This is a genomic window from Brenneria tiliae, from assembly GCF_023347575.1.
Classification (GTDB): domain Bacteria; phylum Pseudomonadota; class Gammaproteobacteria; order Enterobacterales; family Enterobacteriaceae; genus Brenneria; species Brenneria corticis.
In genome coordinates this window covers 223,745-248,147 of record NZ_JAKPCB010000101.1, presented here as the reverse complement: position 1 = coordinate 248,147, position 24,403 = coordinate 223,745, and the positions used below count along the sequence as shown (strand labels likewise).

20 protein-coding genes and 1 riboswitch are annotated in these 24,403 nt (G+C 62.7%); of the genes, 9 read left to right on the top strand and 11 right to left on the bottom strand.

The window, feature by feature from the left end:
* Positions 1-46 precede the first annotated feature (46 nt).
* The 3 genes from preA to MFP24_RS18035 all read right to left on the bottom strand — a co-directional run bounded on the left by preA (position 47) and on the right by MFP24_RS18035 (position 3,721).
* Positions 47-1,360 (bottom strand): NAD-dependent dihydropyrimidine dehydrogenase subunit PreA, encoded by a 1,314-nt coding sequence (gene preA / locus MFP24_RS18045; RefSeq protein ID WP_249231668.1) that lies wholly within the window; start codon positions 1,358-1,360, stop codon positions 47-49.
* Complete coding sequence (locus tag MFP24_RS18040; RefSeq protein ID WP_249231667.1) at positions 1,353-2,756, bottom strand: NAD(P)-dependent oxidoreductase; 1,404 nt, start codon at positions 2,754-2,756, stop codon at positions 1,353-1,355. The genes preA and MFP24_RS18040 overlap by 8 nt, the downstream gene beginning before the upstream one ends.
* A gap of 314 nt (positions 2,757-3,070) precedes the next feature.
* A complete protein-coding gene (locus MFP24_RS18035; RefSeq protein WP_249231666.1) occupies positions 3,071-3,721 on the bottom strand; it encodes a TetR/AcrR family transcriptional regulator in 651 nt (216 codons plus the stop codon).
* 329 nt (positions 3,722-4,050) lie between these two features.
* Positions 4,051-4,151: riboswitch (guanidine-I (ykkC/yxkD leader) on the top strand.
* A 66-nt stretch (positions 4,152-4,217) separates the two neighbouring features.
* Here MFP24_RS18035 and MFP24_RS18030 point away from each other — a divergent pair.
* From MFP24_RS18030 to atzF, 7 genes are all read left to right on the top strand, one after another.
* Positions 4,218-5,264 (top strand): putative urea ABC transporter substrate-binding protein, encoded by a 1,047-nt coding sequence (locus tag MFP24_RS18030; protein WP_249231665.1) that lies wholly within the window; start codon positions 4,218-4,220, stop codon positions 5,262-5,264.
* Between the two features lie 18 nt (positions 5,265-5,282).
* Entirely contained in the window at positions 5,283-6,098 is an 816-nt protein-coding gene (locus tag MFP24_RS18025; protein ID WP_249231664.1) for an ABC transporter permease, read from the top strand.
* Positions 6,095-6,889, top strand: coding sequence for an ABC transporter ATP-binding protein (locus tag MFP24_RS18020; RefSeq protein ID WP_249231663.1), 795 nt, complete (start codon positions 6,095-6,097; stop codon positions 6,887-6,889). The genes MFP24_RS18025 and MFP24_RS18020 overlap by 4 nt, the downstream gene beginning before the upstream one ends.
* An 11-nt stretch (positions 6,890-6,900) precedes the next feature.
* Positions 6,901-7,629, top strand: a complete 729-nt coding sequence (locus MFP24_RS18015) for an urea amidolyase associated protein UAAP1 (RefSeq protein WP_249231662.1) — start codon at positions 6,901-6,903, stop codon at positions 7,627-7,629.
* Between the two features lie 11 nt (positions 7,630-7,640).
* Positions 7,641-8,276 carry an urea amidolyase associated protein UAAP2 gene (locus MFP24_RS18010; RefSeq protein ID WP_249231661.1) on the top strand — a complete coding sequence of 212 codons (636 nt, stop codon included), beginning with the start codon at positions 7,641-7,643 and terminating at the stop codon, positions 8,274-8,276.
* 156 nt (positions 8,277-8,432) lie between these two features.
* Positions 8,433-12,032 (top strand): urea carboxylase, encoded by a 3,600-nt coding sequence (uca, locus tag MFP24_RS18005; protein ID WP_249231660.1) that lies wholly within the window; start codon positions 8,433-8,435, stop codon positions 12,030-12,032.
* Between the two features lie 10 nt (positions 12,033-12,042).
* Entirely contained in the window at positions 12,043-13,857 is a 1,815-nt protein-coding gene (gene atzF / locus MFP24_RS18000) for an allophanate hydrolase (protein ID WP_249231659.1), read from the top strand.
* A 55-nt stretch (positions 13,858-13,912) separates the two neighbouring features.
* On the opposite strand, the gene MFP24_RS17995 is transcribed toward atzF, so the two are convergent.
* The 5 genes from MFP24_RS17995 to MFP24_RS17975 form a co-directional block, all read right to left on the bottom strand.
* Entirely contained in the window at positions 13,913-14,926 is a 1,014-nt protein-coding gene (locus MFP24_RS17995) for an ABC transporter substrate-binding protein (RefSeq protein WP_249231658.1), read from the bottom strand.
* Between the two features lie 44 nt (positions 14,927-14,970).
* A complete protein-coding gene (locus tag MFP24_RS17990) occupies positions 14,971-16,065 on the bottom strand; it encodes an ABC transporter permease (RefSeq protein ID WP_249231657.1) in 1,095 nt (364 codons plus the stop codon).
* Positions 16,065-16,946, bottom strand: coding sequence for an ABC transporter permease (locus MFP24_RS17985; RefSeq protein ID WP_249231656.1), 882 nt, complete (start codon positions 16,944-16,946; stop codon positions 16,065-16,067). Before MFP24_RS17985 ends, MFP24_RS17990 begins: the two co-directional genes overlap by 1 nt.
* Complete coding sequence (locus MFP24_RS17980) at positions 16,936-17,775, bottom strand: ABC transporter ATP-binding protein (protein WP_249231655.1); 840 nt, start codon at positions 17,773-17,775, stop codon at positions 16,936-16,938. The genes MFP24_RS17985 and MFP24_RS17980 overlap by 11 nt, the downstream gene beginning before the upstream one ends.
* A 362-nt stretch (positions 17,776-18,137) precedes the next feature.
* Positions 18,138-19,469 (bottom strand): aspartate aminotransferase family protein, encoded by a 1,332-nt coding sequence (locus MFP24_RS17975; RefSeq protein WP_249231654.1) that lies wholly within the window; start codon positions 19,467-19,469, stop codon positions 18,138-18,140.
* Positions 19,470-19,752: 283 nt separating this feature from the next.
* Between MFP24_RS17975 and MFP24_RS17970 the strand changes: the two genes are divergently transcribed.
* Both MFP24_RS17970 and pdxR read left to right on the top strand, forming a co-directional pair.
* Positions 19,753-20,511: an SDR family NAD(P)-dependent oxidoreductase gene (locus tag MFP24_RS17970; RefSeq protein ID WP_249231653.1), complete on the top strand. Its 759-nt coding sequence runs from the start codon at positions 19,753-19,755 to the stop codon at positions 20,509-20,511.
* A gap of 147 nt (positions 20,512-20,658) precedes the next feature.
* Positions 20,659-22,155, top strand: coding sequence for a MocR-like pyridoxine biosynthesis transcription factor PdxR (gene pdxR, locus MFP24_RS17965; RefSeq protein ID WP_249231652.1), 1,497 nt, complete (start codon positions 20,659-20,661; stop codon positions 22,153-22,155).
* A 58-nt stretch (positions 22,156-22,213) separates the two neighbouring features.
* Here the strand turns inward: pdxR and MFP24_RS17960 are convergent, their stop codons facing one another.
* The 3 genes from MFP24_RS17960 to dppD are packed head-to-tail and all read right to left on the bottom strand — an operon-like array spanning position 22,214 to position 24,394.
* Positions 22,214-22,402 (bottom strand): type II toxin-antitoxin system CcdA family antitoxin, encoded by a 189-nt coding sequence (locus MFP24_RS17960; protein ID WP_249231651.1) that lies wholly within the window; start codon positions 22,400-22,402, stop codon positions 22,214-22,216.
* A 4-nt stretch (positions 22,403-22,406) separates the two neighbouring features.
* Entirely contained in the window at positions 22,407-23,417 is a 1,011-nt protein-coding gene (dppF, locus tag MFP24_RS17955; RefSeq protein WP_249231650.1) for a dipeptide ABC transporter ATP-binding subunit DppF, read from the bottom strand.
* Positions 23,414-24,394 (bottom strand): dipeptide ABC transporter ATP-binding protein, encoded by a 981-nt coding sequence (gene dppD, locus MFP24_RS17950; RefSeq protein ID WP_249231649.1) that lies wholly within the window; start codon positions 24,392-24,394, stop codon positions 23,414-23,416. Before dppD ends, dppF begins: the two co-directional genes overlap by 4 nt.
* Positions 24,395-24,403 lie beyond the last annotated feature (9 nt).

Below are 24,403 nucleotides of genomic sequence, written 5' to 3'. Positions count from 1 at the left end.
AACTCCCTCCCCTGCGAAGGGGAGGGCCGGGGTGGGGTAGGCCGACTCAGACGGTGCCGGCCGTTACCGCCAGCGGATTATTCGGGTGCGTCGTCCAGTTGGCGTACTCCCCGCTCACCACCTTGCCGGTGCGCAAATCCACTTCTCCCGGTTGCAGGCTGCGCATGGAAATGCAGTTTTCAACCGGGCAAATGGAGACGCACAGGTTGCAGCCGACGCACTCCTCTTCCTTGACCTCGTAATGGCGCTCCCCCTCTTTAAGGCTGGTGATCGCCTGGTGCGAGGTATCCTCACAGGCCAGATGACAGCGCCCGCATTTAATGCACGCAGACTGGTCAATCACCGCCTTGTCGATATGATTGAGGTTGAGATAACGCCAGTCGCTGACGCTGCCGACGGCGCGCCCGCGGAAATCCTCCAGCGTGCGGTAGCCCTGCTCATCCATAAAGTTGGACAGGCCACTCACCATGTCGCGCACAATCTGAAAACCGTGCACCATCACCGCGGTGCACACCTGCACCGTGCCGCAGCCCAGCGCAATAAACTCGGCGGCATCGCGCCAGGTGGCAATGCCGCCGATGCCGGACATCGGCAACGCGCGCGTCGGTTCGTCGCGGGCGATTTCCGCCACCATATTCAGCGCGATAGGCTTCACCGCCGGGCCGCAGTAGCCGCCGTGCGACCCTTTGCCGCCGGTATTGGGGTGGATAGTCATCTGTTCCAGATCCACCCCCATCACCGAGTTGATGGTATTGATCAGCGACACCGCGTCGGCGCCGCCCTGCAAGGCCGCCCGCGCCGGATGGCGAATATCGGCGATATTCGGCGTCAGTTTGACGATCGTCGGCAGGCGGCAATACTGCTTGCACCAGCGGGTGACCATGGCGATATATTCCGGCACCTGGCCCACCGCCGCCCCCATACCCCGCTCGCTCATGCCGTGCGGACAGCCGAAGTTCAGCTCGATGCCGTCCGCGCCGGTCTGTTCCACCAGCGGCAGAATGCTTTTCCAGGCCTCCTCCTCGCAGGGCACCATAATGGAGACGATCATCGCCCGGTCCGGCCAGTTGCGTTTGACGCGGGCGATCTCTTCCAAATTGGTATCCAGCGACCGGTCGGTAATCAGCTCGATATTATTCAGGCCGATGATGCGGCGATCGGCGGTGCGCAGGGTGCTGTAACGCGGGCCGTTGACGTTCACCACGTGCGGATCCTGCCCCAGGGTTTTCCACACCACCCCGCCCCAGCCGGCTTCAAACGCCCGCACCACGTTGTACTCTTTGTCCGTCGGCGGGGCGGAGGCCAGCCAGAAAGGATTGGGACTTTTAATCCCTAAAAAGTTACTGCTGATATCAGCCATGCAAAACCTCCCGCTCGGTCAGTGAAGAGTGACGGGCAACGGGGCGCAGCAGCGCGTCTATCGACGCCGCCGCCGCTTTGCCCTGCCGTACCGCGTCCACCGTCAGGTCAAGCCCGCCGGCGCAGCAGTCGCCCCCGGCCCAGACGCCGGGCAACGACGTGCGCCCCTGTTCGTCGGTGGCGATGCGTCCGTCTTGCAGCGCAATCGCCGCGCCGGTCAGGCCGGCGTCATAGGTCTGGCCGATGGCTTTGAGCACCATATCGGCCGGCAGCCGGAACGTTTCCCCGCTGGCGGCCAGCGCCCCCGACCGCGCCTGCATAACGGTAAAAGAAACCGCCGCGACGCGGCCGTCCTCGGCGTGGAGCGCCTGAGGGGCCGCCCAGTGGCGGATAACGACGCCATTGGCTTTCGCCCACTCCTGCTCATGGGCCGAGGCTTTCATCTCCGCGGCGCCGCGGCGATACACCATGGTGACTTCACGGGCGCCCAGCTTTTTGGCCTGCACCGCGGCGTCGACGGCGGTCATGCCGCCGCCAATCACCACCACGCTGCGGCCTATCGCCACCGCGGCGGGATCGGGCGCCTGGCGCAGCTCGGCGATAAAATCGACCGCCTCGCGCACGCCTTCCAGCGGCGCTTCCTCAATACCCAACGCGTTGACGCCGCCCAGCCCCATGGCGAGAAAAACCGCGTCATAATCGGCGCGCAGCGCATCCAGCGTGATGTCTTGTCCCAGACGGTGGTTAAGACGCAGTTCGATGCCGCCGATGGACAGCAGCCAGGCAATTTCGCGCTGGGCGAAATCATCCGTGGTCTTGTAGGCGGCCAGACCATACTCATTCAGCCCGCCCGGCTTTTCCCGGGCGTCGAACACCACGACGTGATGGCCGTGACGCGCCAGCCGGTGCGCCGCCGTTAATCCCGCCGGACCCGCGCCCACCACCGCCACTTTTTTGCCGCTGGACGTCGCCCGGCTAAACAGCGGCGTTCCCGGATTGGAGAGATAGGCGTCGGTGGCGTAACGCTGCAGCAGACCGATGCGCACCGGACTGCCGTCCTGCTGATTACGCACGCAGGCCTGTTCGCACAGGGTTTCGGTGGGACACACCCGAGCGCACATGCCGCCCAGCACGTTTTCGCTCAGAATTGCCTGCGCCGCGCCGCGCACGTTGTCCTGCGCGATGCGATGAATAAAGCTCGGCACGTCGATATCCGCCGGGCAGGAACGGGTACAGGGCGCGTCGTAGCAGTAGTAGCAACGCTCCGCCTCAATCACCGCCTGAATTTTCCCCAGCGGCGCCACGCTGTCGCTAAAGTTGTCCGCGTACTGCGCCTCGCTTAAGCGCCCGGCCTGAATACCCGCGGCATCGACGCCGAGCGGTAGTGACGTTTTCATGCGGCATGCTCCTCTGGCTGGTTCCAAAGATCTTGACCAAATGGTTAAGTTTTCCCTTCTAACCATGCGATTTATGTGCCATTTTTTTGCCAACCATCAATTGCGCTAAAAACAAGGCGTTAATCGGCCATAAGCTTTCACGATGGCGGATTTTGCGCCTCTTTTCGGTGCAAGTATCTCCAAGATGAACGATGATTGCGCCAATACCGGGCTTGAGGGCGAAGAGAGGGAGAAGAAAGCGGGAAGAGGGACAATAAACGCCGGGAAACGTTTTTCAACGTCGCCGGCGGCGGCGTGACGACGGCTTAACGCCGCTATCTATCCGTAAGGCCGCACATTCTAAATACGCTGGTCAGCACATGGGCGACGGCCCGCCGCCGCGCATCCGGCGCGCGGGACTCCTCGCCGAGCACCGCGGCGATCTGGATATCAAAATCCGCATAGGTCTGGGTGATCGCCCAGATAGAGAAAAAGAAGTGTTTGCTGTCCAGCGGCAGCAGCAGCCCCTGCGCGACCCAGCCATCCACCACCGCGGCCTTGCTGGCGACCAAATCATGCAGCTGCGTTTGCAATAGCTCATGCACCATCGGCGCGCCCTGCAGGATCTCATTGGCGAACAGCTTCGAGGCATAGGGGCGCTCAAAAGCCAGTACCATCTTTTGCCGCACATACTGCTCAATCACCGCGCGCGGATCGGCCTGCGGCAGAAAATGCTCCAGCGGCGCCAGCCAGTCATGCAAAATGTCATCCAGCACGCGTAAATAGAGGTTCCGCTTGTGGCCGAAATAGTAGTGAAGATTGGCTTTGGGCAAATCCGCCTGCTCGGCGATCAAGGCCATGGTGGCGCCCTTAAAGCCAAACCGGGCGAACACATGCTCCGCCGCCAGCAGGATCGCCGCTTCATTATCCAGCCGGATACGGCCTTTTGCCGCTTCCGCTTCATCGGTCAGCGCTTGTTTTAACATCGGCAGTTTCCCTCCCAGGGTTCACCCACAACCTTACCCGATTTATCAGGTGCAAGACACGCGCCAGGATCGCTAAAAAGAAACGCGGCCGCAGCGCGCCTGCGGCAACCGTTACTCCGCTCTTCTTCCCGAGTCGGCGCAAGAGACGGTCATAGAGGAAGAAATTGCCCTCTTTTCGGGCAGGCGGCGATTTAAGCGCACTCTTTTAGGGTCTTTTTAGCAGCACCCAACTCTTAACTCTTTGTTTTTATTTTATTTATAAACTGGTATACATCTTGCTTAAACCAGTGAACAGGGCAGCACAGTACTAACACGTCTGAGCGCACTAAATAATGGCTGGCTAGGGTTCCGGTTCACCGCGGGTGAATGACTGGTCCGAGAGCTGGCGACCTCCAGCGAGGTTACACGGCGGGACAAAAGCCCGGGAGACAGCAAACCTAAAACCTCTAGGTATTTTGCTGCTCCTGCCCCCGTAAACCTGACTGGAGATACCCTGATGAGAAAGTCTTTCCTTACCGCCTGCCTCCTGACCCTGCTGAGCTTTTCCGCCGCCGCCGAAACGAAAAAGAGCTTTAACGTCTGCTGGACGATTTATGCGGGCTGGATGCCGTGGGGCTATATCAGCACCGAAGGTATTATCGATAAGTGGGCCAAAAAATACGGTATTGATATCAAAGTCACCCAGCTTAATGACTACGTGGAGTCGATCAACCAGTACACCGCCGGCCAGTTCGATGGCTGCACCATGACCAATATGGACGTGCTGACCATGCCCGCGGCGGGCGGAGTCGATACCACCGCCCTGATCGCCGGCAGCTTTTCCGACGGCAATGACGGCATCGTCATAAAGGGCGAAAACAAGACGCTGTCCGATCTGAAAGGGCTGAATATCAACCTGCCCGAACTCTCCGTTTCCCACTATTTGCTGGTGCGCGGGCTGGAGAAGGCCGGGCTGGCGGAAAAAGATCTCAAAGTGGTGAATACCTCCGACGCCGATATCGTCGCCGCGTTCAATACCGGCGGCGTGCAGGCCGTCGGCGCCTGGAACCCGCAGCTCTCCGCCATCAAAGCCGTTCCCAATGTCACCGAAGTGTTCAGCTCCAGCCGGATCCCCGGTGAGATCATCGATCTGCTGGTGGTCAATACCCAAACGCTTAACGACAACCCGGCGCTGGGCAAGGCCCTGACCGGCGCCTGGTTTGAAATCATGGCGCTGATGCAAGCGGGGGATAACGCCGCGCTTGAGGCCATGGCGCGCGCTTCAGGAACCGATCTTCCTGGCTACCGGGCCCAGCTCAAAACCACCCATTTATTCCATGCGCCCGCTGACGCAGTACGCTTCGTCACCAGCGCCGACCTGCCGAAAACCATGCGGCGGGTAGCGAATTTTTCCTATGAAAAAGGGCTGCTCGGCGAGGGCGCGCGCAGCGCCGACGCGGTGGGAATGGCCTTCCCCGGCGAGGTGATTATCGGCGACGAAAACAACGTGAAGCTGCGCTTTGACGCCACCTTTGCCCAGATGGCCGCCGCAGGGCAACTCTAACCACCGCGGGGAATGGCCATGCGTTTAATCAATCGTCACCCGGGTCTCGGCGGACGGCTGCTGCTTATGCTGCTGCCGTTTGTGCTGCTGATCGCCCTCTATTTCACCAGTTCGGCCGTCCGGCTGGCGGACAACCCCAGCGACAAGCTGCTGCCCAGCGCCGCGCAGATGGTCGAGGCGATAGAACGCGTCGCGTTTACCGCCGACAGGCGCAGCGGCGAATATCTGCTGTGGGCGGACACCGCGGCCAGCCTGAGCCGGCTGGCGATCGGACTGGGCATCGCCTCGCTGGCGGGGCTGTGCCTCGGCATCGCCGCCGGGGTATTCCCGCTGTTCAGGGCGCCGCTCTCCCCGCTGATGACCGTGCTGTCGATGATCCCGCCGCTGGCGATACTGCCGATTCTGTTTATCGTTTTCGGCCTTGATGAGCTGTCGAAAGTGATGCTGATCGTTATCGGCATCACGCCGGTACTGGCGCGCGATCTCGAACAGCGCGCCCGCGAAATCCCTCCCGAACTGCTGATCAAGGCGCAAACGCTGGGCGCCAATAGCTGGACGCTGGTGCTCAGGGTGGTGCTGCCCCAGCTGCTGTCGCGGCTGCTGGTTTCACTGCGCCTGATGCTGGGCTCCGCCTGGCTGTTCCTGATCTCCGCCGAGGCCATTTCGGCCACCGCGGGCCTGGGCTATCGGATATTCCTGGTGCGCCGCTATATGGCCATGGACGTGATCCTGCCTTACGTGGTGTGGATCACGCTGCTGGCCTGGCTGATGGACTACGCCTTAAGACGTCTCAACCGCTACTTTTTCCCCTGGTCCGCGGGGGAAAAAGGATGAGTTTTATTCAAATAAACAATATCTGGCAGGAGTACGGCGACCACGTGGTGCTGGAACGCCTGAACCTCTCCATCGAGGAAGGGGAATTCTGCACCATGGTGGGCGCATCCGGGTGCGGCAAGTCGACGTTTCTGCGCTTGCTGCTGGGGCAGGAAAAACCGAGCCGGGGCAGCCTGCTGCTGGAAGGCAAGCCGCTGGCGGATGAACCCGACGCCAGCCGGGGCGTGGTGTTTCAGCGTTACTCGGTCTTCCCGCATCTGAACGTGCTGGACAACGTGGTCATCGGCCCGGAGCTGCTGCATGCCCGCGTCAGCGGCCGCTTCTTCGGACGCCGCAAGCGCCAGGCCAGGGAAGAGGCGACGCATCTGCTGCAGCGGGTAGGGCTGGGACAGGCGCTGGATAAATACCCCGGCCAGCTGTCCGGCGGTATGCAACAGCGCCTGGCCATTGCGCAGGCGTTCATCATGCGTCCGCGCATTCTGCTGCTGGATGAACCCTTCGGCGCGCTCGACCCCGGCATTCGCAAAGATATGCACCAGTTGCTGCTGGCGCTGTGGCAGGAAACCCGCCTCACCGCCTTTATGGTCACCCACGATCTGTCGGAAGGTTTCAATCTCGGCACCCGGCTGCTGGTGTTCGACAAGGTTCGGATCGACCCCCAGGCGCCGAACGCCTACGGCGCGCGCGTGACCTACGACATTCCCCTGAACGCCGATCGCCTGGCCGCGCGCCGCGCGCTTGCCACGCTGCCGCCGCACATCGCCCCGGCGCCGGCGACCGATCACTTATAAGGATTTTAGCCATGACCAACCCATTGATTTTACAGTCTGCTTTATATGAAGAAATCGTCCCCGGCGGCGGACACGCCTCGTTTGTCCTGCGCCGCGGCCAACTGCTGCGCATCACGGATATCGAGGGCGACGCCAACGTCAGCCTGATGCTGCTGAATGCGGCCCAGCCCAGCGAGCGGCTTAATCTGCCCGATACCCTGAAAGGCCAGCACACGGCAAAACTCACCGTCGGCCACTGTCTCTATTCGGATATGGGCCGGGTGCTGGCCGCCGTCACCGCCGACACCTGCGGCTGGCACGACAGCTTCGGCGGGGTGCTCAACGCACGGGAAGTCGAGGAGAAATACGGTCCGGGACGCTATCAGGAACAGCGCAACGCCTTTCATCGCAACGGCGTGGATAACCTGCTGGTGGAGATGGGGAAGTGGAACCTGAATCTGCAGGACCTGCTGATGGTCGTCAACCTGTTCAGCAAGGTGACGGTGGATGAAAACGGCGGCTTCCACTTCCAGCCGGGTAATGCCAAGGCAGGGGATTACGTCGAACTCTACGCGCCGATGGATACGCTGGTGATACTCACCGCGCTCCAGCACCCGATGGACCCCAATCCGCGCTATTCCCCCAAGCCCGTGCGACTGAACTGGCTGCGGCCAAACGGCGACGGCATCACCGAACTTTGCCGGCATTCGCGCGCGGAAAACGCCCGCGCCCTGCATAACACTGAACGCCAATACCTGTGAGGGATAATACGATGAGCTTAACCACCAGCCACCTTCAGCCGGAACAGGCGCTGTCGCGTCATGTGATCCCGGCGGGCGAACCCTATCTGTTCGAAGTTAAAACCGGCCAAACGCTGCGCCTGCTCGATCTGGAAGGCAACCAGGCCGTCGATACGCTGTTTTACCGCGCCGCCGACCCGCGGGAGCGCTACGATCCCCAGCGCACGCTGCGCCGTCAGAACAACGTCTATCTGACCACCGGCAGCGTACTCTATTCCAATCTCGGCAACCCGCTGCTGACCATCGTCGCCGACACCTGCGGCCGGCACGATACGCTCGGCGGCGCCTGCGCGCAGGAGAGCAACACGGTGCGTTATGCGCTGGATAAACGCTATATGCACAGCTGCCGCGACAACTTCCTGTGCGCCTGCCTGCACGACGGCCGTATGGATAAGAGAGACATCGGCGCCAACATCAACTTTTTTATGAACGTTCCGGTCACGCCCGAGGGAGGGCTGACCTTTGAAGACGGCATTTCGGCGCCGGGCAAGTACGTCGAACTGCGGGCGGAGACCGACGTCATCGTACTGATCTCCAATTGCCCGCAGCTCAACAACCCCTGCAACGGCTGGAACCCCACCCCGGCGGAGGTGCTGATATGGTCGTGACGAGGCGAAAATCAACCGCCCGGCGACGCGGACCAGGCAACGCGATAACCGCCGCGGCGCGCCACGAAGCCTGATGCCCCGGCACCCGCGCCGCGGACGACCCTGGCGCAGAACAGCAGAAGCAGGACGACCTGCCCATTTCCGAGAGCGTTTCACATGTTTGAAAACGTATTGATTGCCAATCGCGGCGCCATTGCCTGCCGTATTTTACGCACCCTGCGCGACCTGAACGTGCCGGGCGTGGCGGTCTATTCAGAAGCCGACGCCGCCAGTCTGCACGTCCGGCAGGCGGACGCCGCGGTCAGCCTGGGAGACGGCCCCGCGGCGCAAACCTATCTGATGGTGGATAAGATCCTCGACGCGGCCAGGAAAACCGGGGCCGACGCCATTCACCCCGGCTACGGCTTCCTGTCGGAAAACGCCGCCTTCGCCGAAGCCTGTGAAGCCGCCGGGATCGCCTTTATCGGCCCCACGCCGCAACAGCTGCGGGTATTCGGTCTTAAACATACCGCCCGCGCGCTGGCGAAGGCTCACAACATTCCCCTGCTGGAGGGGTCGGCATTGCTGGAGGATGCGGACGCCGCGCTGGCGGCGGCGAGCGCCATCGGCTACCCGGTGATGCTGAAAAGCACCGCGGGCGGCGGCGGCATCGGCATGCGCGTATGCTGGCGCGCCGACGAGCTATCGGAGGCGTTCGACGGCGTTCGCCGCCTGGGGCAGAACAATTTCAGCGATGCCGGGGTATTCGTCGAAAAGTATATCGAACGCGCCCGTCACCTGGAGGTACAGATTTTCGGCGACGGCGGCGGAGAGGTGCTGGCGCTGGGCGTACGCGACTGTTCGGTACAGCGGCGTAACCAGAAGGTGCTGGAAGAAACGCCCGCGCCGAACCTGCCGGCCGGGATGGATAAGGCGCTGTGCGACGCGGCGGTCAAGCTGGCCCGGGCGGTCGACTACCGCAGCGCGGGTACGGTCGAGTTCATCTACGACGGCCGGGACGAACGTTTTTATTTTCTTGAGGTCAACACCCGCCTGCAGGTTGAACACGGCGTCACCGAACAGGTATGGGGCGTGGATCTGGTGCGCTGGATGCTGCAACTGGCCGCGGGGGAACTGCCGCCGCTGGCCGAGCTGGCGCGGAACCTGGCGCCGCGGGGCCATGCGATTCAGGCCCGGCTGTACGCCGAAGATCCGGGGCGCAACTTTCAGCCCAGCCCGGGGCTGCTGACGGCGGTCGGCTTCCCCCACGCCGAGGGTAAATCGCTGCGCATCGATACCTGGGTCGAAGCGGGATGTGAGATCCCGCCCTATTTCGATCCGATGATAGCCAAACTGATCGCCTGGGCTCCCGACCGGCAAGAGGCCTTGAACGCCCTCGATCGGGCGCTGGCCGATACGGTTCTCTACGGGGTGGAAACCAATCGCTATTATCTGCGCCAGATCCTGAAGGATACGCCATTCGCCAGCGGACGGCCCTGGACCCGCTGTCTGGAAACGCTGGTTTATCGGGCCAGCACCTTCGAGGTAGTGGCCGCCGGCACGCAAACCACGGTGCAGGATTATCCCGGACGCATCGGTTACTGGGCCGTGGGGGTTCCGCCCTCCGGGCCGATGGATAGCCGCTCGCTCTGTCTGGGAAACCGCCTGCTGGGCAACGACGCGGGCATGGCGGCGCTGGAGGTGACCATGAGCGGCCCCACCCTGCGCTTCAATACCGACGCCGTCGCCGCGGTGACCGGAGCCGAACTGCCGCTACAGCTGGACGGCCGGCCGCAGCCGATGAACGCCGCCTTCACCATCCCGGCGGGCGGCACCCTGCGGCTGGGCACGATTAGCGGGGCGGGCGCACGCAGCTATCTGTGCCTGCGGGGCGGCATACAGGCGCCCGATTATTTAGGCAGCAAAAGCACCTTTACGCTGGGACAGTTCGGCGGCCACGCCGGCCGCGCGCTGCGCGCGGGAGACGTGCTGCATCTGCCCGCGCTGCGCGACGACGCCAGCGGCGCGCGGCTGCCCGCCGACCTGATCGCCACGCTGCCCGCAGTGCGCGAAATGCGGGTTATTTATGGCCCGCACGGCGCCCCCGAGTATTTCACGCCCGGCTATATCGACCGGTTTTTCGCCACCGAGTGGCGGGTCCACTTCAACTCCAGCCGTACCGGCGTGCGCCTCATCGGCCCGAAACCGGAATGGGCGCGGGAGAGCGGCGGCGAAGCGGGATTGCATCCCTCCAATATCCATGACAATCCTTACGCCGTCGGCGCCGTGGATTTCACCGGGGATATGCCGGTGATCCTCGGCCCGGACGGTCCGAGCCTGGGCGGCTTCGTCTGTCCGGTCACCGTCATCGAAGCCGACCTGTGGCAACTCGGCCAGCTTAAGGCCGGCGACAAGGTGCGCTTTACCCCGGTCAGTATTGAAACGGCGCGGGCGCTGGCCGCGGCGCGCCAAACGGAATACGCCGAATTGCGGGCGCAGGCGTTCGATTGGCGGCCGCACCCGCTGCAATCCCCGGTGGTGCTCGACTGCGGACAGGGCGACAGGCGGCTGGCGGCCCGCCTCAGCGGCGATACCTATCTGTTGCTGGAGCTGGGCGAAGCGGAGTTGGATCTGGCGTTGCGCCTGCGCGGCCACGTGCTGATGCAAATGCTGCAGGCGGACGACATTGACGGCATTATCGATATCACCCCGGGGATCCGTTCGCTGCAAATCCACTATCGCCCGGAAACGCTGCCGCTGCCGCAGCTGCTGCGCAGGGTGGCCGACCTGTGGCAGAAGGTCGCTGAAAAACAGGATTTGCGCGTCCCTTCGCGTATCCTGTACCTGCCGCTCTCCTGGGATGACCCCGCCTGCCGACTGGCGATCGAGAAATACATGACCACGGTGCGCAAGGATGCGCCCTGGTGCCCGAGCAATCTGGAGTTTATCCGCCGCATCAACGACCTGAACGATCTGGACGAGGTCCACCGCCTGGTGTTCGCGGCCAGCTATCTGGTCATGGGGCTGGGCGACGTCTATCTGGGCGCGCCCGTCGCCACGCCGCTCGATCCGCGCCATCGTCTGGTCACCACCAAATACAATCCGGCGCGCACCTGGACGGCGGAAAACTCGGTGGGCATCGGCGGGGCCTACATGTGCGTGTACGGCATGGAAGGGCCCGGCGGCTATCAGTTTGTCGGCCGCACCCTGCAAATGTGGAACCGCTACCGGGACGTGGCGGCGTTCGACGGCAAGCCCTGGCTGCTGCGCTTCTTCGATCAGATCCGTTTCTATCCGGTCTCCGCCGATGAGCTGCTGCAAATTCGCCGCGACTTCCCGCTGGGACGCTATCCGCTACGCATTGAACACGGCGAGCTGGCGCAGGCCGACTATCAGGCTTTTCTTGAGCGGGAAGCGGACGGCATCGCCGCGTTCCGCCGGCGGCAGCGGGCGGCGTTCAACGCCGAGCGGCTGCGCTGGGCCGACGCCGATCTGGCGCCTCTCGACGGCGCAGCCGAGCACGAGCAACCGCCGGAAAGCGCCCCCCTGCGGCCCGGCCAATACGGCGTCGAAAGCCCGATCGCCGGCAACCTATGGCAGGTGGCGGTGGCGGTGGGCGCTCAGGTCGCGCCAGGCGACACGCTGGTGGTGCTGGAATCCATGAAGATGGAAATCCCGCTCGCCGCCCCCTGCGCGGGAGTAGTTCGCGAAGTGCGGGTACAGCCGGGATCGCCCGTCGGCGCCGGGCAGTGCGTCATTGTTATTGAAGAAGAGTGAGGAAAATACCATGCAACCGACTTTCGATCTGCGCCTGGATACGCTGCGGGACGCCTACCGGCAAGGCCAATTGACGCCGCGCGCGCTGCTGCAGCGGCTGCGCGCCGCGGCAAGCGCGCTCAACCCTGAATTCCACCTGTTCATCCATCCGCTGAGCGCCGACGAACAGGAACCCTATCTGGCGGCGCTGGAACGGCAATCCCCGGCGTCCCTGCCGCTGTACGGCATTCCCTTCGCCATCAAGGACAATATCGATCTGGCGGGCATCCCCACCACCGCCGCCTGTCCGGCCTATGCCTATGTGCCGCCAAAGAGCGCCACTATCGTTGAGCAACTGATCGCCCTCGGCGCCATCCCCGTCGGGAAAACCAATCTGGATCAGTTTGCGACCGGCCTCAACGGCACCCGCTCGCCCTATGGGGAATGCCGCAACAGCGTCCGCCCCGACTATCCGGCGGGCGGCTCCAGCGCCGGCTCGGCGCTGGCGGTGGCGCTCGGTTTAGCCAGTTTCGCGCTGGGAACGGACACCGCGGGCAGCGGGCGGGTGCCCGCCGCCTTGAATAACCTGGTCGGATTGAAAGCCAGCAAGGGACTGATTTCCACCGCCGGCGTCGTTCCCGCCTGCCGCACGCTGGACTGCGTAACCTTCTTCACCGCCAGCGCCGCGGAGGCCAGCCAACTGCTGGAGCTAACCGCCCGGCGAGATCCCGACGACGCCTACAGCCGCGCCAATCCGCAGTGGAACGACGCCGGCGCCTTCGGCCTGCCGCGTCCCGGCTTCCGCTTTGGCGTGCCGGATAAGCTGGAATTTCTCGGCTGTCCTGAAAGCCCGGCATTATTCGCCGCCGCGGTTGAACGCCTGAAAGCGCTGGGCGGCATCCCGGTCGGCATTGATTTTTCCCCGTTCCTGGAAGCCGCCAAGTTGCTTTATGAAGGGCCGTGGACCGCAGAGCGTTACAGCGTGGCGGGCGAGCTTATCGAACGCCGGCCGGACGCCGTGCTGCCGGTGATCCGCGATGTACTCGCCGAAGCCCCCCGCCGCAGCGCCGTGGATGCCTTTCGCGCCCAGTACCGGCTACAGGCGTTGAAAACCCTTTGCGATCGCACCATGGCCGACGTGGAGTGCGTCCTGACCCCCGCCTATCCGCGCGCGGTGACGCTGGATGAACTGCACGCCGAACCGGTCAAACGCAACGCCGATCTCGGCTACTACACCAACTTTATGAACATGCTTGACTACGCGGCGGTGGCGCTGCCCGCCGGGTTCCAGGCCAACGGCCTGCCCTGGGGAGTGACCCTGTTCGGCCGCGTCTTCACCGACCAATACCTGCTCAGCCTGGCCGCGGCGTGGCAGCGCAGCCAGTCGCTGCCGCTGGCCGGCGGGCAAACGCCGAATGAAACGGCGCCGCAACGCGTTGCCCGCGACGACCGGACCCGGCTGGTGGTGTGCGGCGCGCATCTTGCGGGCCAGCCGTTAAACGGGCAGCTTCTGCGCCGCGGAGGCCGACTGCTGCAGGCGACGCAGAGCGCGCCGCACTATCGGCTGTATGCGCTGGCGGGCGGCCCGCCGCTGCGGCCCGGCATGGTGCGCGTGGATGACGGCGGCGCCGCCATTGAGGTCGAGGTGTGGGAACTGCCCAGCGCGGAGCTCGGCTCCTTTCTCACCGGGATCCCCGCGCCGCTGGGACTGGGGAAAGTTCAGCTGTCCGACGGCAGTTGGGAAACCGGTTTTATCTGTGAACAATACGGCTTAAAGGACGCGGAGGACATCACCCACCTGAAGGGCTGGCGCGCCTATCTGAACGGCGGCGCGCGGCAGGGATAAAGATAAGGCAGGCGGCCCGTAAACCCTGGATTTACGGGCCGCGATCAGCAAGCGGTTAGTGCGCCGCGGCGTCCCAGACCGCGTGGGTCATGGCGCCGTCGCCGGGGTCTTTTTTGATCACCGATGCGCCGCCGCCGCTCAGCAGCACCTCCACCGTACGCCGATAGGCCGCCGGTTCCAGATAGCCGATTTTCGGCGTGCCGGCATTGGTAATCAGCTTGGCGACGTTCTCCATCTGCCGTTGCTGTACCTCTAACGTCGCCGAGCCGGACATATCCTCATTCACCACGATCTCCGCCGCTTCGGCCGGGTTCTTCACCGCATCGTTCCAGCCCCGGTAGGTGGCTTTCAGGAATTTCGCCATTTTGGCGACGAACGCCGGATCCTTCAGGCTCGATTCCAGCACATAGAGGCCGTCCTCCAGGGTGGAGACGCCCTGATCCTCATAGGGGAAGGAGATCAGTTCGTCCGGCTTCATTCCCGCGTCAATCAGCTGCCAATATTCGTTGTAGTTCATGGTGGAAATGCAGGCCGCCTGATTCTGTAGCAGCGGATCGACGTTAAAGCCCTGCTTCAGCACCTTGATATCCTTATCCGGCTGGTAGCCCAGCTTGTGCATCCAGTTGAAGAAGGGATACTCGTTGCCGCCGAACCACACGCCCAGCGTTTTGCCTTTCAAGTCCGTCGGGGTTTTGATCCCCGTCGATTTACGGCAGGTCAGCATCATGCCGGAACGGTCGAAGATCTGGGCGATATTCACCAGCGGCACCCCGGACTCGCGCGCCGCCAGCGCATCCGGCATCCAGTTGACGATCACGTCCGCCGATTTGCCGGCGATAACCTGCACCGGGGAGATATCGGTGCCGCCGGGTTTGATGGTGACGTCCAGCCCGGCCTCCTGGTAATAGCCTTTCGCCTGCGCCACGTAGTAGCCGGCGAACTGGGACTGCGGCAGCCATTTAAGCTGCAGGGTGACCTTCTCGGCCGCCCGGACGCCGGTGGTCAGGGAAAGCGCCAGCGTGGCGGCGGCCACGATAAGACAGGAGCCAAAAGCGGAACGATCTCTCATCTGAGTATCCTCGGAGTAAAGTGGAACACACAACGACGAACGGACTACGACTCCCCGCGTACCGAGGGGTGCCAGAAATTGACCTTCTTCTCCAACCGCACCAGCAGAGCGTAAAACAGCGACCCCACCACGGAAGCCACCACGATCGCCGCCCACACCGTGGACATATGCATGCGCGCCGCCTCGGTTGAAATACGGAAACCCAGCCCGGACGTGGGGGAGCCAAAAAACTCGGCGACGATCGCGCTAATCAGCGCCAGGGCGGCATTGACTTTCAATGCGTTGAAAATAAAGGGTAATGCGGCCGGAAAACGCAGTACCCACAGCGTCTTGCGCGGCGTGGCGGCGTAGCAATACATCAGCTCGCGCTCCAGCTTGCCGCTGGCCTGTAGTCCCGCCAGCGTGCTGACCAGCGCCGGGAAAAAGGTCACCAGCACGATCACCGCCGCCTTGGAGGGCCAGTCGAACCCAAACCACATCACCGCAATCGGCGCCACGCCCACCAGCGGGATGGTGCTGGTCAGGTTGGCCAGAGGCAACAGGCCGCGTTGCAGAAACGGCAGCCGGTCAATCAGAATGCCCACCGCAATGCCCATGCCGCTGCCCAGCAGATAGCCCACCAGCACGGCTTTCACCACCGTCTGCACAAAATCGCCCGCCAGCAGCCCGGCGTTTTCATACAATGCCCGCACGATATCCAGCGGGGCGGGCAACAAAACCTGGGGCACCGCGAATACCGTGACCAGCAATTGCCAGAAGTAAATCACCCAGGCGCCGAACAGCGCGGCAACCGCGCCGTCCGGCAGGCGGCGGCCGTTGAGCGCGGCCAGCCGCTGCACGCTATGCCAGGCCAGCATCGCCAGCGCCGTCACCGCCAGCCAGTACACGGCGTCGATCCGCTCCAGCGTATCCGGCTGCATCAGCAGCGCGGCCGCCGCAACGACCGGCGCCATCAGCAGCGACAGAAACCACGGCGAACGCGACGGGTAAAGCGCCAGCACGGTCGCGCCCAGCAGCAGCAGTTCCACCATCAGCGCCCTCGTCGCGCCCGCGCCGCCGGGGATCAGTTGCCCCAGCCCCAGCAGCGTGGCGATCAGCGCCGCCACAATGCCGCCGCCGCCGGAAACATATCTACCCATCACCGTCCCCCTTTGCGGCGTTTCATCACGCCGTATTCCGTCAGGCTGACCAGCGCGGTCAGCATCAGGCCCAGTAACGACGCCATCACCAGCGCAGACCAGATCTGCACGGTATTGCCGTAATAAGAGCCGGTCAACAGGCGGGCGCCCAGGCCGGCCTGCGCCCCGGTGGGCAGCTCCGCCACCATGGTGCCCACCAGGCCGCTGGCGATGGCCACCCGAAACGCCGGGAAAAGATAAGGCAGGGCCGAGGGCAGCCGGACCATCCAGAAGGTATCGATGCGGCTGGCGGCGTAGGTATGCACCAGCTCCATTTCCAGCTTCTGCGGCGAACGCAGCCCCTGAACGGTGGCTATGGTCACCGGAAAGAAGCAGAGATACATGGCGATGGCGGCTTTGGGCAGCAGGCCGGTAATCCCCAGGCTGCCGAGAATAATCAGCACGATCGGCGCAATGGCCAGCACCGGCACCGTTTGCGAGGCCACGATCCACGGCAGCAGGGCTTTATCCAGCGTGCGGGAATGCACGATGCAAATCGCCAGCAGCAGACCGAACGCGACGCCCATCACAAATCCGCTCAGGGCGGCGCTGGCGGTCACCCAGGTATGCAGCAGCAGGTTGCGCGGCGACGTCGGCGGCCATTTGGTCAGGCTGGTCCAGATATCCGCCGCAATCTGATGCGGCGTCGGCAGCACCGGGCGCGACATGTTCAGCGTGCTGCGCAGCAGATCGCGCCATCCCCAGTCGCCCGCCGCGGCAAGGGTGCGGTCGATGGCCCCCTGCGCGTTCAGCGCGATAGCCAGCAGATACCACAACAGCAGCGCCGCGACGAGCACCGTCAATACCGGCAGCGCCCGATAACGCAAGACGTCAATGTTCATGGTGTCCCTCGATTAGCGCTTCACGCACCTCCTGAGCCAGACGAATAAATTCCGGCGCATCGCGCAGGGACAGATCCCGCTCATGGGGCAAGGGCGAGTCAATGATTTTGACGATGCGGCCGGGGCGCGGCGACATAATGACGATACGGGTGGAGAGGTAAACCGCTTCGGAAATGGAGTGGGTGACGAACGCCATGGTGCGCCGTTCGCTGTACCAGAGCTGCTGCAACTGCTGGTTGAGGTTATCGCGGGTCAGTTCGTCCAGCGCCCCGAACGGTTCGTCCATCATCAGAATCTTCGGCTCGAACCCCAGCGCGCGGGCGATGGACGCGCGCTGCTGCATCCCGCCGGAAAGCTGCCATGGATACTTTTTCTCAAATCCGCTCAGGCCGACGCGCGCCAGCTGCTCGCGGGCGATCTCCTCGCAGCGCGCGGGCAATACGCCTTGCACCTGCAGCGGCAGCATCACGTTAGCCAGCACGGTGCGCCACGGCAGCAGGACCGGGGCCTGAAAAACGTAGCCATAGGCCCGCGCCAGCCGGGCCTCCGCGGGCGTCATATCGTTGACCAGCACTTCGCCGGAGGTGATGGGCTCCAGATCGGCGATCACCCGCAGCAGCGTGGTCTTACCGCAGCCGGAAGGGCCGATAAAGGAGACGAACTCCCCCTGGCGAATGGTCAGATTAATCTCTTTCAGCGCCTGTACCGGCCGGTCGGCCGCCGGATAAATCACATTGGCGTCGCGCACGACGATAGCCGGTCTGGCCGCGGCCGGAGCCGATGTCGTCGTTATGAGTGATGGCTCATCTGCATACAGTGGTTGGCTCATTCCGGCTCCCCATAGCGGCGGTTTCTGACTAGTTGGTTAGGTTTCTGATCAAGCAGATGCCATTTCCATGCCAAGGTTTGTTTTTGCGCCGACCTTACCAATAACAGGGGAATCGGTTTTTCAGCCGGGACGGCGTAAAACACATTTGGTGCAAATCGCCGCCTGTTTGCCTCCATTTGGCGCAATATCCATAGGAAAAACGTATATTTTGTTTTAATGGGGGTAAAAGGGGCTGAGTCGGAAGGAGCCTTTAGGATAAGCCGCGCAAGCGCGTCGCCGGCGGAAGGAGGTCCCCGCTGGCGCGAGGACGACGAACAAGTACGCCATGCGCCTGAAAGCGAGCATGGCGCATGAAAACGACATCAGGAAAACTTCGCGTTTAGCTCGGCGAGCGCCTCATCAATTATGCCCAGCGCCAGCGTCACCTCATCTTCGGTCACGATACAGGGCGGCACCGCGTGCAGGCGGTTTTCGGCGACGAACCCCAGCAACCCCTTCTCCAGCAGGCGGGTTTTAAATTCGCCCATCGCCGCCGCCGGCAGCGGCGTTTTAGCAATGGGGTCCGACACCAGCTCCAGCGCATGGAACAGGCCGATACCGCGCACCTCGCCGACGATGGCGTATTTCTCCCCCAGCGCCCGCAGGCCGGCGGCCAGCATCCCGTCGCCGATCCGCGCGGCGTTTTCGACGATGTTTTCTTCCTCCATCGCGTCCAGCGTCGCCACAATGGCGGCCATCGCCAGGGGATGGCCGGAATAGGTCAGCCCGCCGGGGAACAGGCGCGTATCAAAGAAATGGGCGATGGGCTCGGAGATAAGCACGCCCCCCGCCGGCACATAACCGGAGTTCACCCCCTTGGCGAAGGTGATCAGATCCGGCTCGACGCCGTAATGCTCAAAGGTAAACCAGGCGCCCGTACGGCCGAAACCGGCCATCACCTCATCCAGGATCAGCATAATGCCGAACTCGTCGGCCAGCGCCCGTACGCCGGGTAAATAACCGGCGGGCGGAACCAGTATTCCCGCCGTGCCCGGAATGGTTTCCAGCAGAATGGCGGCAATGGTGTCGGGGCCCTCGCTCTCAATGATGCGCCGCAGATGATGCAGCGCCGCGGCGCACTCCTGCTGCGCCGTTTGCGCCAGAAACTCGCTGCGATAGAGATAGGGCGTGAAGAAATGGATATGGCCGCGGGAATACTCATTGGGCAGACGCCGCCAGTCGCCGGTGGCGCCAATCGCGCTGCCGGTATTGCCGTGATACGAACGGTAGCCGGAGAGAATTTTCTCTTTTCCGGTAAACAGGCGCGCCATGCGGATGGCGTTTTCATTGGCATCCGCCCCGGCGTTGGTAAAAAATACCTTGCTGAATTTATCCGGCGCGCGGGCGACGATACGTCTGGCCGCCTCGCCGCGGGCCAGATTGGCCGTGGACGGAGCGATGGTCGTCAACGAATCGGCCTGGGCCTTGATCGCCGCAATCACCTTCGGATGCTGATGGCCGATATTGGTGTTCACCAGTTGGCTGCTGAAATCCAGATAGGAATTCCCGTCATAATCCCACAGGCGGCATCCTTCTCCGCCTGCAATCACCAGCGGGTTCAGCGCGCCCTGCGCCGACCAGGAGTGAAACACATACTCTCTGTCCAGCCGGCGGACTTCATCATTAGACAACGCGACTTCATTTTTCAGGGTCATCTTCTCATCCTCATGGTTACGCGGGCATCGGCTGACGCCGGCCGTGTTGCGGCGCAGCCGCGCGCTGCAATTACTTCATCTCGTCGAAACCAGACTAGGGACAAAAACGGCGACGGGGATAGAGCCAGATAGCGAATAACCCTGAGCCAGTTTGTCCCACAGATTCCGTGCAACTGGCCCTGTGAGAGCGGTTTTCCACTCCGTAAAGTGAAAATGGACGGGCATCACATCGGCCCGCGCCGTAGGCAAAACCGTTTTATCCAACTTTAGAGGGACGTTTTCAATGCAGAATATTGTGTTTATCACCGGGGCGACATCCGGATTCGGTCACGCGGCGGCGCACCATTTTGCCGCCAAGGGGTGGTCGCTAATCCTTACCGGACGGCGGGAAGCGCGATTGAAAGCACTGTCGGACGAGCTGTCGGGCCAGGTTCCGGTGTACTATTCCGCGCTGGACGTGCGGGATGCGCAGGCGGTCAAACGGCTGGTCGATGCGCTGCCGGCCGACTTTAAGGCGGTAAAAACGCTGGTTAACAACGCCGGCCTGGCGCTGGCGCCTTACCCGGCGCAAAAGGTGCCGCTGGAGGACTGGCACACCATGATCGACACCAACGTCACCGGGCTGGTGAATGTCACCCATGCGCTATTGCCGACGCTGATCGCCACCGGCAAAGGGGCCAGCATCATCAATATCGGCTCCATCGCCGGGCAGTGGCCGTATCCCGGCAGCCACGTCTACGGAGCCTCGAAGGCGTTCGTCAAACAGTTCAGCTATAACCTGCGCTGCGACCTGCAAGGCACCGGCGTAAGGGTCACCGATCTGGCTCCCGGCATCGCGGAAACCGAATTTACGCTGGTGCGAACCAAGGGCGACCAGGCGGCGTCAGACCAGCTGTACCGGGGCACCACCCCGCTTAGCGCGCAGGATATCGCCGAACAGATCTACGCGGTCGCCACCCTGCCCGACCATATGAACATCAACCGCATCGAAATCATGCCGGTGCGCCAGGCGTGGTCCCCCTTCGCCATCGACCGCGACTGACCGCGCGGCGCCGAAACTCTCCCCGATCCCGCACTGCCATAGCGCCCATGGCAGTGTTTCCCTTCCGCTATCTTTATCCCGCTGCGCCATTCAGGTATGCAATTTGCTTGTCTTTCCGGTATGGGTTATTGAACGGGGGAGCGGAAAATGATTGATCACTGTCTGTATATCGATTTCGTACCGACCAGAAGCCTGCAGGAACAGCTGCGGGAAACGCTGGTCGCCTCGATTCTCGCCGGGGTGTTTCCCATCGACGAACCCCTGCCTTCCTGCCGTAAGCTCTCGTGTCAGTTGAATATTTCCCGCAATACGGTGGCGCTGGTCTACGAAAGCCTGCTTAACGACGGCTACCTGATCAGCCGCCCGCGCAGCGGCTATTACCTGCATCCGGACTATCACCAGACCGACGCCCTGCCGAATGCCGCCGATGATGGCGCCCGTTCGGACGCCGCGCCGCAAGCACCGGAATGGAGCAAAAGGTTCAATCACTGCCCCAGCAACTATCTGGCGATCCTGAAACCGGGCCAGTGGATGGATTATCCCTACCCCTTTATCTACGGCCAGCCGAATACGCAGCTGTTCCCGCTGGAGCAATGGCGGGAGACGACGCGTAAAGTGATGGGAACCCGTCACGACCAAGGCTGGCTGTACGATAATATCGACCAGGACGTCACGGCGCTGGTTGAACAGGTGCGTAAGCGTATCCTGCCGAAACGGGGCATCATCGCCCGCGGCGACGAAATCCTTATCACCATGGGCTCGCAGAACGCGCTCTATCTGCTCGCCCGGCTGCTGCTGAATAAAAACACCCGCATCGGGGTGGAAAACCCGGTGTTCCGCGAAGCCATTAATACCTTTTCGCTCCAGGACGCGCAGATTATTCCGCACGCGCTGGACAGCGAAGGGATACGGCTAACCGAGGCGTCCCGCGGCTGCGACTATTTTTACGTTACCCCCAGCCATCAGGCGCCGACCGGGATCAGCATGAGCAACGCCCGTAAAACGCGGCTGCTGGAACACGCCCGTGAACACGACCAGATCATTATTGAAGATGATTACGACTCGGAAAGCAGTTTCGATCCCCACCCCGGCGCCGCCCTGAAAGCCGGCGACATCCACAACCGGGTAATTTACGTCAGCAGCCTGTCGAAGTCGCTGTCGCCGGGGCTGCGCCTGGGCTATGTGGTGGCGCCCGCCGAACTGATTGACGAGCTGCGCGCGCTGCGCCGGCTGGTCTACCGCCATCCCCCCACCAGCATCCAGCATCAGATGGCCCATTTTCTGGCGCAGGGCTATTACGAAACCTATCTGCACCGCTACCGCGCAGACTCCGCCAGACGCTGGAATATTCTCAACGATGCGCTGAACGCCCACCTGCCCGAATGCTCGCGCATTCCCGGCAGCGCCCCCGCCAACGCCTTCTGGATACGCACCCCGGAGGCGATCGATACGCAGCAGCTGGCGTGGCGGGCCGCCCACGCCGGGGTACTGATCGAACCGGGCCGGGCCCATTTTCTCGACAGCGATCCGCCGGAAAACTATTTCCGTCTGGGATTCCACGCCATCCAAACCGAACGGATTGAACCCGGCATCGCCCGGCTGGCCGAGGCGTTCCACCTTATCCGCTCGGCCCATCGCCGCTAGCGTCAACTGCCGGTTGTCACAAAATCAACGGCGTCTACCAGCACATCCGCCGCGGATATTAAACCCCCGCAGTTGGTCGGGTTATACGTAATCCCTTACTACTACGCGGTATTCCATTTTCTGCGACAAAGCGATTCATCGCCTTGATGGCTTCCTGGTTCTCTTCAAGCCAGCGGGCCTGTTCCAGTTCCCTCACTTTCGCAGCCAAGGCTTCGCCGGCGATGGCAGAGGCGCGGGTCAGCGACAACCCATTACTCGGGCTGAACGCCCTGCTCGTCCTGATCGACCGCAAAGCAGGCCACCTGCTGCTCGCCGTAGGTTTTCAACTGCGGCTGAAGCTGGGTGCAGGTGCTGAAGCAGCGCCGGCAGCGGGCGTTGAACGCGCAGCCCGGCGGCGGGTTCAGCGGACTGGGCAGCTCGCCGACCAGCTTGATGCGCTCGCGGCGTAAATCCGGGTTCAGCCGGGGCGTCGCCGACAGCAGCGCCTGGGTATAGGGGTGGCGCGGATTAGTGAAAATGGCCTCTTTGCTGCCTTTTTCCACGCAGCGCCCCAGGTACATCACCATCACTTCGTCGGCGATATGCTCGACCACCGACAGATCGTGGGAGATAAACACGTAAGACAGCCCCATATCCTGCTGCAAATCCATCATCAGGTTCAGCACCTGCGCCCGCACGGAGACATCCAGCGCCGAAACCGGTTCGTCGGCGATCACCACGTCCGGATCCAGCATCAGGCCGCGGGCGATGGCGATGCGCTGACGCTGCCCGCCGGAGAACATATGCGGATAGCGGTCGTAATGCTCGGTTTTCAACCCCACTTTCGCCATCATCGCCAGCGCTTTTTCACGGCGCTCGGCTTTTGACAGCCCGGTATTGATCAGCAGCGGCTCTTCCAGGATCTGCCCGACCTTTTTACGCGGGTTGAGCGATCCGTAAGGATTCTGAAAGACGATCTGGATCTTCTGGCGGCGCAGCTTTTCCGCCGTTTGATCCGGCTTGAGCAGATCCTGACCCTGATAGTAAAGTTCGCCGCCGGAAGGGATTTCGATCATCGTCAGCAGGCGGCCCAGCGTCGACTTGCCGCAGCCGGACTCCCCGACCACCGCCAGCGTTTTCCCCCGTTCCAGGGTGAAGGAGACGCCGTCCAGCGCCTTGACCATTCTCTCCGGCGCGAAGAAGCCTTTCTTCACCGGATAATGTTTTTTCAAATCGATCGCATCCAGCAAATGCGGCGGCGATGTAAGGTTATTCGGGTTCATACGCTTGGCCTCCCCGCATCATCCAGCGGCGTGTGACATTTCACCTGACGTCCGGGTATCGCGCGCAGCTCGGGCTCTTCCCGGCGGCAGCGGTCGTTGGCGTAGGGGCAGCGCGGGTTCAGCAGACAGCCGTCGGGGCGGTCATATTTCCCCGGCACCACGCCCGGCAGCGACGCCAGGCGCGCTTTATCGCTCGCAAACTCCGGCAGGGCGCGCAGCAGCGCCTGGGTATAGGGATGGCGCGGCGCGCGAAAAATATCCTCCGCCTTGCCCGTTTCCACCACCTGCCCGGCGTACATCACGATGATCTGCTGCGCCGCTTCCGCCACCAGCGCCAGGTCGTGGGTGATCAGGATCAGCGCCATATTCTCGCGCTGCTGCAGCTCCAGCAGCAGTTCGATAATCTGCGCCTGAATGGTGACGTCCAGCGCCGTGGTCGGTTCGTCCGCAATCAGCAGCTTGGGCCGGCAGGCGATGGCCATGGCGATCATCACCCGCTGGCTCATCCCGCCGGAAAGCTGATGCGGGTAAACGTCCAGCCGGGACTGCGGGTCGGGAATGCCCACCAGCGTCAGCAGATCCACCGCGCGCTGGCGGCGGGTTTTGCGGTTGCCGCCCTGATGCACCTTGATGGCTTCCATAATCTGGAATCCCACGGTGTAACAGGGGTTCAGGCTGGTCATCGGGTCCTGAAAAATCATCGCCACTTCCGCCCCGACCAGCTGACGCCGCTCTTTCTCGGCAATGCGCGTCAAATCACGCCGGTCGAACTCCAGCTTGTCGGCCATCACTTTGCCGGGATAATCGATCAAGCCCATAATCGCCAGCGAGCTGACCGACTTGCCGGAGCCGGACTCGCCGACAATGCCCACCACCTGCCCTTGTTCCACCTGATAGCTGATGCGGTCGACCGCGCGAAACGGAACGTCCTCATCGCCAAAGTGAACCGACAGTTTCTCTATATTGAGTAAAGCCATCTCTCTACC

What these genes read in the sequence shown, in the direction of transcription:
- preA (WP_249231668.1), bottom strand. Translation starts at nt 1,360, where the DNA reads ATGGCTGATATCAGCAGTAACTTTTTAGGGATTAAAAGTCCCAATCCT.
- MFP24_RS18040 (WP_249231667.1), bottom strand. Translation starts at nt 2,756, where the DNA reads ATGAAAACGTCACTACCGCTCGGCGTCGATGCCGCGGGTATTCAGGCC.
- MFP24_RS18035 (WP_249231666.1), bottom strand. Translation starts at nt 3,721, where the DNA reads ATGTTAAAACAAGCGCTGACCGATGAAGCGGAAGCGGCAAAAGGCCGT.
- MFP24_RS18030 (WP_249231665.1), top strand. Translation starts at nt 4,218, where the DNA reads ATGAGAAAGTCTTTCCTTACCGCCTGCCTCCTGACCCTGCTGAGCTTT.
- MFP24_RS18025 (WP_249231664.1), top strand. Translation starts at nt 5,283, where the DNA reads ATGCGTTTAATCAATCGTCACCCGGGTCTCGGCGGACGGCTGCTGCTT.
- MFP24_RS18020 (WP_249231663.1), top strand. Translation starts at nt 6,095, where the DNA reads ATGAGTTTTATTCAAATAAACAATATCTGGCAGGAGTACGGCGACCAC.
- MFP24_RS18015 (WP_249231662.1), top strand. Translation starts at nt 6,901, where the DNA reads ATGACCAACCCATTGATTTTACAGTCTGCTTTATATGAAGAAATCGTC.
- MFP24_RS18010 (WP_249231661.1), top strand. Translation starts at nt 7,641, where the DNA reads ATGAGCTTAACCACCAGCCACCTTCAGCCGGAACAGGCGCTGTCGCGT.
- uca (WP_249231660.1), top strand. Translation starts at nt 8,433, where the DNA reads ATGTTTGAAAACGTATTGATTGCCAATCGCGGCGCCATTGCCTGCCGT.
- atzF (WP_249231659.1), top strand. Translation starts at nt 12,043, where the DNA reads ATGCAACCGACTTTCGATCTGCGCCTGGATACGCTGCGGGACGCCTAC.
- MFP24_RS17995 (WP_249231658.1), bottom strand. Translation starts at nt 14,926, where the DNA reads ATGAGAGATCGTTCCGCTTTTGGCTCCTGTCTTATCGTGGCCGCCGCC.
- MFP24_RS17990 (WP_249231657.1), bottom strand. Translation starts at nt 16,065, where the DNA reads ATGGGTAGATATGTTTCCGGCGGCGGCGGCATTGTGGCGGCGCTGATC.
- MFP24_RS17985 (WP_249231656.1), bottom strand. Translation starts at nt 16,946, where the DNA reads ATGAACATTGACGTCTTGCGTTATCGGGCGCTGCCGGTATTGACGGTG.
- MFP24_RS17980 (WP_249231655.1), bottom strand. Translation starts at nt 17,775, where the DNA reads ATGAGCCAACCACTGTATGCAGATGAGCCATCACTCATAACGACGACA.
- MFP24_RS17975 (WP_249231654.1), bottom strand. Translation starts at nt 19,469, where the DNA reads ATGACCCTGAAAAATGAAGTCGCGTTGTCTAATGATGAAGTCCGCCGG.
- MFP24_RS17970 (WP_249231653.1), top strand. Translation starts at nt 19,753, where the DNA reads ATGCAGAATATTGTGTTTATCACCGGGGCGACATCCGGATTCGGTCAC.
- pdxR (WP_249231652.1), top strand. Translation starts at nt 20,659, where the DNA reads ATGATTGATCACTGTCTGTATATCGATTTCGTACCGACCAGAAGCCTG.
- dppF (WP_249231650.1), bottom strand. Translation starts at nt 23,417, where the DNA reads ATGAACCCGAATAACCTTACATCGCCGCCGCATTTGCTGGATGCGATC.
- dppD (WP_249231649.1), bottom strand. Translation starts at nt 24,394, where the DNA reads ATGGCTTTACTCAATATAGAGAAACTGTCGGTTCACTTTGGCGATGAG.